6 protein-coding genes and 2 pseudogenes are annotated in these 8,295 nt (G+C 43.1%); 4 read left to right on the top strand and 4 right to left on the bottom strand.

Annotated elements, in window-relative coordinates; all coding sequences use genetic code 11:
- The first annotated feature begins 49 nt into the window (after positions 1–49).
- A pseudogene (locus LYNGBM3L_RS37840) lies at positions 50–1,611 on the top strand (ISKra4-like element ISMpr2 family transposase).
- A gap of 142 nt (positions 1,612–1,753) precedes the next feature.
- Here LYNGBM3L_RS37840 and glcD read toward each other — a convergent pair.
- Positions 1,754–3,217 (bottom strand): glycolate oxidase subunit GlcD, encoded by a 1,464-nt coding sequence (gene glcD / locus LYNGBM3L_RS04315; protein WP_008179542.1) that lies wholly within the window; start codon positions 3,215–3,217, stop codon positions 1,754–1,756.
- A gap of 522 nt (positions 3,218–3,739) precedes the next feature.
- On the opposite strand from glcD, the gene LYNGBM3L_RS04310 reads away from it, so the two are divergent.
- The 3 genes from LYNGBM3L_RS04310 (at position 3,740) to LYNGBM3L_RS37835 (ending at position 6,847) form a co-directional block, all read left to right on the top strand.
- Positions 3,740–4,396, top strand: coding sequence for a GNAT family N-acetyltransferase (locus tag LYNGBM3L_RS04310; RefSeq protein WP_008179539.1), 657 nt, complete (start codon positions 3,740–3,742; stop codon positions 4,394–4,396).
- 559 nt (positions 4,397–4,955) lie between these two features.
- Positions 4,956–5,537, top strand: a complete 582-nt coding sequence (locus tag LYNGBM3L_RS04305; protein WP_008179536.1) for a hypothetical protein — start codon at positions 4,956–4,958, stop codon at positions 5,535–5,537.
- 380 nt (positions 5,538–5,917) lie between these two features.
- Positions 5,918–6,847: an H-type lectin domain-containing protein gene (locus LYNGBM3L_RS37835; RefSeq protein ID WP_207554313.1), complete on the top strand. Its 930-nt coding sequence runs from the start codon at positions 5,918–5,920 to the stop codon at positions 6,845–6,847.
- 197 nt (positions 6,848–7,044) lie between these two features.
- Here the strand turns inward: LYNGBM3L_RS37835 and LYNGBM3L_RS04295 are convergent, their stop codons facing one another.
- The 3 genes and pseudogenes from LYNGBM3L_RS04295 to LYNGBM3L_RS46965 all read right to left on the bottom strand — a co-directional run.
- Positions 7,045–7,383 (bottom strand): DUF2973 domain-containing protein, encoded by a 339-nt coding sequence (locus tag LYNGBM3L_RS04295; protein WP_008179531.1) that lies wholly within the window; start codon positions 7,381–7,383, stop codon positions 7,045–7,047.
- A gap of 147 nt (positions 7,384–7,530) precedes the next feature.
- Positions 7,531–7,878, bottom strand: a complete 348-nt coding sequence (locus LYNGBM3L_RS04290; RefSeq protein WP_008179530.1) for a DUF2605 domain-containing protein — start codon at positions 7,876–7,878, stop codon at positions 7,531–7,533.
- 223 nt (positions 7,879–8,101) lie between these two features.
- A pseudogene (locus LYNGBM3L_RS46965) lies at positions 8,102–8,295 on the bottom strand (hypothetical protein); the annotation flags it as partial.

Genomic DNA, 8,295 nt, shown 5'->3' with positions numbered 1-8,295 from the left:
GGGTGACCAGCTGAAAAAGTCAGCAGTAGTTCAGGAAAAGTTTGGACCTATGCAACCATCGATCTCAAATGAAGACATGTTTTTCTCACAAGCGCGAGAGCTATTTGAAGAAATAGTGGACTGGCTGGGTTCAGATAGTGTTTGCGGTTTACAACATGGGGAATTAGAGAGTAAACTGCTTGAAAACGGATACGAACTATTAAGACGACTGCTGCAAGGTTACTTCGACAGACGAAGTGATGACGAGATCGAAGGAGAATGCTTTAGGTAACGACGAAGCCAAGAGAACCCATAAGAAGAGATTTACAAGGAAGCTCGACAACAATATTCGGCACGATCATCGCCAATCGAATCGGTTATGGTGGACGAAAAATAACTTCCCTCAACCCACTCGATGCCGAGTTAAACCTACCAGTAGAAAAATACTCCCACGGACTGAGAGAGCGAGTGGCTGTCGAAGTAGCTCGTTCAGGGTTTGGCGAAACAGTCGAAATCATACAGAAAACAACAGCCGCAAAAGTTGGTAAGCGACAAGTTGAACAATTGGCTGATCAAAGTGCTTGTGACTTTGATCAATTCTATGCTCATCAACAAGCACAATCGGTTGAATTGAAGGAGACGGGGGAAATAGTAGTTATTAGTGTGGATGGCAAGGGTGTTGTCATGCCTACAGAAGACTTACGTGCTCCCACGCAAAAAAGAGCGCTGGCAAATAGCAAGAAGTTAAATAAACGATTAACTAAGGGGGAAAAACGCAATTCAAAGCGAATGGCAACAGTGGCTTCAGTTTATACCATCAACCCTTTTGTTCGTACACCTCAACAAATTGTCAGCACAGAAGAAGAACACAAAAAAATCAAACGACCCAAACCAATCGGTAAGCGTGTTTGGGCAAGTTTAGTTAAAGAACCATCACTTGTTATAAAAGAAGCTTTTGACGAGGCATTACACCGCGACCCCAATCAACACAAGCGTTTTTGCGCTCTGGTCGATGGTAACAAGACACAATTATCGCGCTTTGAAAAAATTTGCTCGCGAACACCATCTCAAGTTAACGATTGTCCTGGATATTATTCATGTGATTGAGTATCTGTGGAAGGCTGCATTTGCCTTCTATTCGGACACTAGTCAACAAGCCGAAGTTTGGGTTAGTAAACGTTTACTGCTGATCCTTGAAGGTAAATCGAGTACAGTTGCTGGGGGTATGCGTGGTAGCGCTACAAAGCGCCAACTTTCTGCATCACAACGTCAGCCAGTGGATAAGTGTGCCAGATATTTACTCACAACGCTGCTTACCTCAAATACCACGATTACTTGAAAGCTGGTCTTCCCATTGCCACTGGGGTTATTGAGGGCGCTTGTCGTCACTTAATCAAAGACAGGATGGACATTACCGGGGCTAGATGGAGTCTTATGGGTGCTGAGGCGGTTTTACGTCTGCGCTCGCTTTATGTTAGCGGTGATTGGCAAGAGTATTGGCCCTTTCACTTAAAGCAAGAGCATAAACGTAATCACTTGTCTTTGTACAAAGATGGCCTTCCTTTGATGAAACGACTAATTCAAGCTCGTTGCTCTATTACTGCTCCTCCTACTCTTCCGATACCTCTCTAAACCTGACCAAACGTCTTTCCAAAAGAGCCACACCCAATTCATTTATGGGGTAGTTTTGAATTTTGAATTGATAATTTTGAATGGTCGCGAAGGGATTGAGTTCTGGATAACGAAGGCTCATGTCGAACTCACGAAACTTAGTTTAAAAACGCTCTATAGACTCAAATTCCGTTGTTTTTCCGGCATTTGCTGCCTCTCCACAAGTCCGGGGTGTCGGAAATACCTTGCCTGGATTGGCTAAACCCTTGGGATTGAATACCTGATTAACCCATTTCATCGTTTCCAAGTCCGTATACGTGAACATATCTGGCATAAAACAGTTCTTATCCGCACCAATCCCATGTTCCCCAGATATACTCCCCCCTGCTTTGACACAGAGTTTGAGGATTTCGCCACCAACATTTTCTACCTCTTCTAATGCCCCAGGCACCTTTTCATCGTACAAGATTAGGGGGTGTAGATTTCCATCACCCGCATGGAATACGTTAGCTATTGTGTACCCAGATTTCTCACTTAATGCCTCAATCTCCCTCAAAACACCCGCTAACTCAGTGCGAGGAATCACCCCATCTTGGACGAAATAATTGGGGCTAATCTTCCCTGCCGCAGCAAAAGCCGCTTTGCGACCTTTCCATAATTTCAGGCGGGTTTCTTCGTCCCTAGCCGTCGTGATATTTCTTGCCCCATTCTGTTTACACAGTTGGGCAACCCGCCGTTTATTAGTATCCACTTCTACCTTTAAGCCATCCAGTTCTACCAGCAATATTGCTCCAGCATCCCTCGGATAACAACCTGTTGCCACTACGTCCTCTACCGCATTGATGCTGAGATTATCCATCATTTCCATGCCCGCAGGAATGATCCCAGCACCAATAATGTCAGTCACTGCAGTACCAGCAGCTTCAATGCTAGTAAAGTCCGCTAGGAGGACACAAATTGATTCTGGTCTCTTGAGGATGCGCAGGGTAATTTCTGTAGCGATCCCCAAGGTGCCTTCGGAACCAACAAATAAGCCGGTTAGGTCGTAACCAGGCATTTCTTGAACTGATCCCCCTACATCCACAATTGAACCGTCCGGAAGAACCAATTTTAACCCCATGACGTGATTAGTGGTCACACCATATTTGAGGCAATGGACACCACCAGAGTTCTCAGCCACATTGCCACCAATGGAACAAATAATTTGACTGGAGGGATCAGGGGCATAATAGAAACCCGCACCACTTACCGCTTGGGTCACCCAGTTGTTGATTAAGCCTGGTTGTACTACAATTCGCTGATTTTCCAGGTCAATGTCCAGGATACCCTTCATTAGGGCAGTGACAATCAACACACCATCTTCTATAGGTAGAGCACCACCGGATAATCCGGTGCCAGCACCCCGTGCCACCCAAGGAATAGAATAGCGATCGCATATCTTAAGCACCTCTGAGACTTGTTCGGTAGTGCGTGGTAGCACTACTACCGCTGGTCGTTGGCGATAGCTGGCCAGACCATCACATTCATAGGTCAACAATTCTTCACGACGTTGAACCACACCATTTTTGCCTACTATCGCCACAAATTTCTTAATGATTGGGGTCCAGTCAGTCTTATGATTCGTCATGTTTCAATAGCGATAGAATAATGTGAACTACCTGACGTTGAAGACTTTCTAGTTTAAGGTGTGTGAACTACCTGATCTTGAAGACTTTCTAGTTTAAGGTGGTCGCTAATCACTTAAGCTAATCCCGTCAGCCGATTTTGATCAAACTTCTCAAAAGCGATGCAGAGGTGCGACCCGTGGCGAATTTAATTCGACGACTGTAAACGCACCATTACGGTCTTGGGGGTTTCCCCCACTCGCTATTGCATCAAGAAAAGGTATTAATTATGAAGTATAACGTTTAATGTCTCCTATTTACCTTAATATTTACCTGGCCTGAAATGGGGTAAATAGTTTCGAACTCAATTGCTCATACCTCCTTCAGACTTCTTAGCCATATACCTTCTGGTGCCTTGAACCTACGGGAAGCTAGGGGGGGGGAACTTAGAACCCCTTCGGCGTATAGTCTACATACTTTAGTTAGAGTTTACCATTCCCAAATAATAGAGTTTACCATTCCCAAATAATTTTAATTTTGTAGTTGTGGATTCCTGCTTTTCATTCTTAACCCTTCATAAATCTGTCCCTACTGGTCAAGATACCTTGGCTGGTGGTATATCTCAAGTCACTATACGTGCTGCTCAATGTGAGGATATCAGCACTGTAGCAGATATTCTTGCAGATAGCTTTCACCCTCAAAAAGGGCTCATCAGCTGGCTTCACCCTCTATTAAGACTGGGTATTTACGAAGATTTGCGCCACAGACTGGGATCTAGTTTACCCCATTACCTGTGTTTAGTCGCCGTCACTACCGTTTCCGGTTCTGCTGGTACCAGTGACATGCTAGCTGGTACTGTAGAGCTAACACTCCGTTCTCGCTATTGCTGGCCAAAGCCCAACTGCCAACATCTTTACCTGTCCAATCTGGCTGTCAGAAAGTCTTGTCGGCGGCAAGGAGTCGGAGAAAATTTGCTCTTGGCTTGTGAGCAAACTGCCCTAGAATGGGGCTTTCAAGACCTCTACTTGCATGTTTTGGAAAACAATTATCAGGCCAGGCAACTTTATCTCAAGAGGGGATATGAACTGCATCGGGTAGAACCAAGCTATACCGGAGGATTGCTTAGGCTTCCCAAACGCCTGCTCTTACACAAGCAGATTAATCCTGCTGGTTTTAGTTCACCGGGTCAGAGTCTGTCTTAGTAGGCTGAATTTCGTCATAATGGAGTTATCAAGCTGACGAATAACACATACATTTGGTGATTTATCACATTGACAAAACAAACAAAATATGTAATACAACATTTTTGTTCAGACTATCTGTAGCAGAGTATCGTTTTTGGTAACAGATCAAAAAGGGGGTTATTGATAAAGCTTTCAAGAAAATTGTTGTTTGAAGACCTCGCCAGGGTCGAAATTTAGTTGATTTGTGTTACGGTCTACTTGTAAATCCCATGAAATCTACGGTACTAAACCACAAAAGTTGCTTTATACCGATAAATTGTAGCTATTGATACCAAATCATCTATAATTTAGTATCTAGCCATACAAAGTTTTGGTGTCTTGAAGCCATTTTGAGGTGTTTTTTGATAACTATAAACTTAGGTTAAACCCAAGTTTATAGTTGGAAATGGTAGTTGAACAAAACTTGACTCTCCCTTTTGTGTATTTTCAAAAATTTACAGCTATTTTAAGGAAAGCGGATCGGGGCTTTTAGCTTGGGTGCTTACCTGCTCTAAGATATTACGCCATATAGTTTCAGATGGAGAGTGAATACCAACACTATTACCAGATAGCTCTTTACCCAAAGGAGGTGGTTGGTCACAACCAGGGTCTCGCCAATCCTCAACCCCTAAGTGGCATGAACCAGGAAAGCCTGAACCTCTGCAAGAATAAGATGAGAGACTCACAGCCATCAGAAATTCTCTCGCAATTTCGGGATAAACAATTGTTAATTGTTAATAGTAGGCGTCGCAATGGCCTAATCATATATAAGCACTACCATGCAGAATTCGCAGGACCAGGTTCGGCTGTAGGAGGAATATTTGATCTTGATTGTCAGGGAGTAGTCCCAGTGGGCAATCTGTCTTTGGTTTCTCCAGAATCAGCTGAAGAGCGACGGCGTGCTTATTTGATTCGGCGGCAATGGATTCGACTGACTAAACAAATTACAGAAGATCCAAGTCCGATAAAACGAACCCAACAGATTCTTGAACAGTTTGAGGGATTTGGTTTTGATGCCAACACTATTGCCCAACTGCCAGATGAAGCCTTTGCTCTGCTGGTAGGGGTTTTGCCCTATACAATCAGGAAGGTACGTAACGCCCCTCACCATGAGCATTAAGTCTGGAATCCTTTGGCTGATGCTGATCGTCTCAATTGATTAGAAAATTTCTAAATTTAGATTTAGATCTCCGGAATCCCCCCAGCTCCGGGTCTCACGAAGCATTATTTAACAGAGTGCAATGATTAGAGCGACTAGCGCTATAGTAGGTAATGGGTAATGGGTAATGGGTAATGGATAAGAGATAATTTTGCCAACCCCCTACCTATCACCATTTACTGTTCACCATGGATTATCCTGGGTGCCATCAGATCAGCCTCTGTAGTTGGCGAATAGAGCAATTTCAGCTATAACAGCCCATAGGGTATTTGGCGGGCTTGTCGAAATAATGGAGATAGTTGATTAGTATCTTACTATCTAAACTATCTAAGGAATTGTCGGTGTTTAGCCACTTGGTTACTATGAATGATTTTGACATACTTAAAAAAACTATCGATCGCCTCAGAAGCGAACGAGATGATCTCAAGAAAGAACTAGATACCTACCGAAGTTATCTGGATAAGCGCTCTACAGATATCAGAGCTTTAATTTATACAGAATTACAACTATTTTCACCCAAAATAGCTGAGGAACTCAGGAAGGAATTTAGAACACAATTTCACCTAGTGATTGGCTTGTTGGTTTTTACTACCCTATTGACCACCGTCAGTGGTTTTGTAGTCATGTCTAGTCTTGTTGATAGTTCTGTAAAAGGACATCTAAAAAATCAAGAAGAACAACTTGATAAACTCAACAAACGTATAAATAATTCTCTATTTGATAACCGAGTTGATCTGCAAGGTCTTCAGCAACAAACTCAAACTATCAAAGCCCAAACTCAAGACTATCAAAAACAAGCTCAGTATCTAAATAGTAAGGTGCAAAGCTTAGATATCAACGCTTCTACTATAGAGAAAAAACTTAATGCTCTTCTAGAATCAGACCCAGTCGCCTTGGGAGATATAGTTGAACGGATCAATAACTTAACTCAAGATAGTAATCAGCTGATTACTATCTCTCGAAGTATCGAAGAAGTGGCTAGTTCACAGATTAGACTGGAGAGTGGAGAAATTTCTGTTAGGGAAGGGAATTTATCAAAGGGTGATGGCAGACGAAGAATATCAGGTGAGCAAAAGTTTAATACCAACTTTGCTTCTGAGCCTGTGGTTTATATTGCTTTAAACGACATCGATAGTGATAATGATGAAAATCTCCGATTAAAAGTTGATGTCACTGATGTCAACCGAGAGGGGTTTCATTATGTATTGGAAACCTGGGGAGACACGCGGGTTTACAGTGCTAATGCAAGTTGGTTTGCCTATGGCAAATAAATCAGATCTAGTCCGGTTTAATACTTACTAATTGAATGCTGTCTGTCAAGGAAAATGGATTCAGCGCTGCATCGCTATTTCCTATTCCCTATTGCCTGGGCGCAGCGCTATAGTTTTTCCACCGACGAATTCGGTCAGGGGAAATAGTTTTGCTTATCCCCTTTCCCTTGGTCTAGCCCTAACGTGAAATCAATAGACTACTGGTTTTCTTCTGGCGTGCCCTTGGTGTTACCCGGAGAAGAATTGTATATAGCGTCTAACTGTTGGCGAGCGTCTTCAACGGTCATTGACCGCATCACTAACAGCGGTTCATTGATAGGGTTGCCACTATCATCAAGCAGTTCCGGGTGCGGTACTGACTTAGCAGGAGATGGATTGGCATTCACTTGATTCCGACCCCATTGGGCGGGTGATTTTCCCGATGCTGAGAAAGAACGCTGGGAATCAAAACTCAAACTTAATAGGTTACGAATTAAATTTCCAATCGCTAAAAATGCTAGAACAGTAAAGGCAATTAGATAAATTAGGTGTAACATCGTATTATCCTCCCGACCGAATAGTTGGTCTTTAACTCCTTGTCTTGCTCAGGGATAAAAAACGGCTTTTTATAGGTGGTTAGTTAACCTTAACAAATGGTAGTCCACTATTTCCTCAATCATTTCCTGAATCTAGGTGCGTCAAGATTAGTCATTCCCTGAGGCCGCTGACTCGGATGCACCGGATGCCAATGATCGCCACCGGATTGCCACTCCCCAACATTCTCTCACTAATTGGTGCCATGGCATCATGGTAGAAAGTTCAACTCCTACTTGACCATCGGTAGCTTTAAAAAGCATTTTAGCTGTATTTACCTCCTGCTGGGCTTGCTTTACCCGCTTTAGTAGGTCAGATTGTTCCTCCGTGCTCAAAAAGGTGATATCTTCAGTTTCTAACAACGAAAGCGATCGCTCAAACCAGTAGTCAAAATCTACTAGTAGCGGTTCCAATATGGTTTTGAGTAACTCCGGTGTTGATGGCTGGGGTTGATCCATGATATTAAAACCGTTTATTTTTTCATAGTCTACCTTAATTATATTTACATTTTTTTACAATTTTTGACATAACCCTTAACACTTGTCGGAGACTACTACTCCGTCAAAATTGAATTGAGGGGTAAGCATATGCGCTACAGATGGTGCTACTTGAGGTGCGGTCAGCCGTCAGCGGTCAGCCGTTAGCAGACTTAACTCAGCATTATTCGAATGGTTACCTGTTTTATTCAAAAGCACCATCTGTAGCTTGGCACAGGCTTCGACCCATCGGACCCATTAGCTGATAGCTGAAAGCTGAAAGCTGAAAGCTGAAAGCTGATAGCTGATAGCTGATAGCTGATAGCTGAATGCTTACATTGAGAGGTAAGCTCAAGTCCGGTTGAATACCCATCATAAAGACGATTGATGGCCAGATGG

This window comes from Moorena producens 3L, from assembly GCF_000211815.1.
Lineage (GTDB): Bacteria > Cyanobacteriota > Cyanobacteriia > Cyanobacteriales > Coleofasciculaceae > Moorena > Moorena producens.
This window is presented reverse-complemented; position numbering and strand designations above follow the sequence as displayed.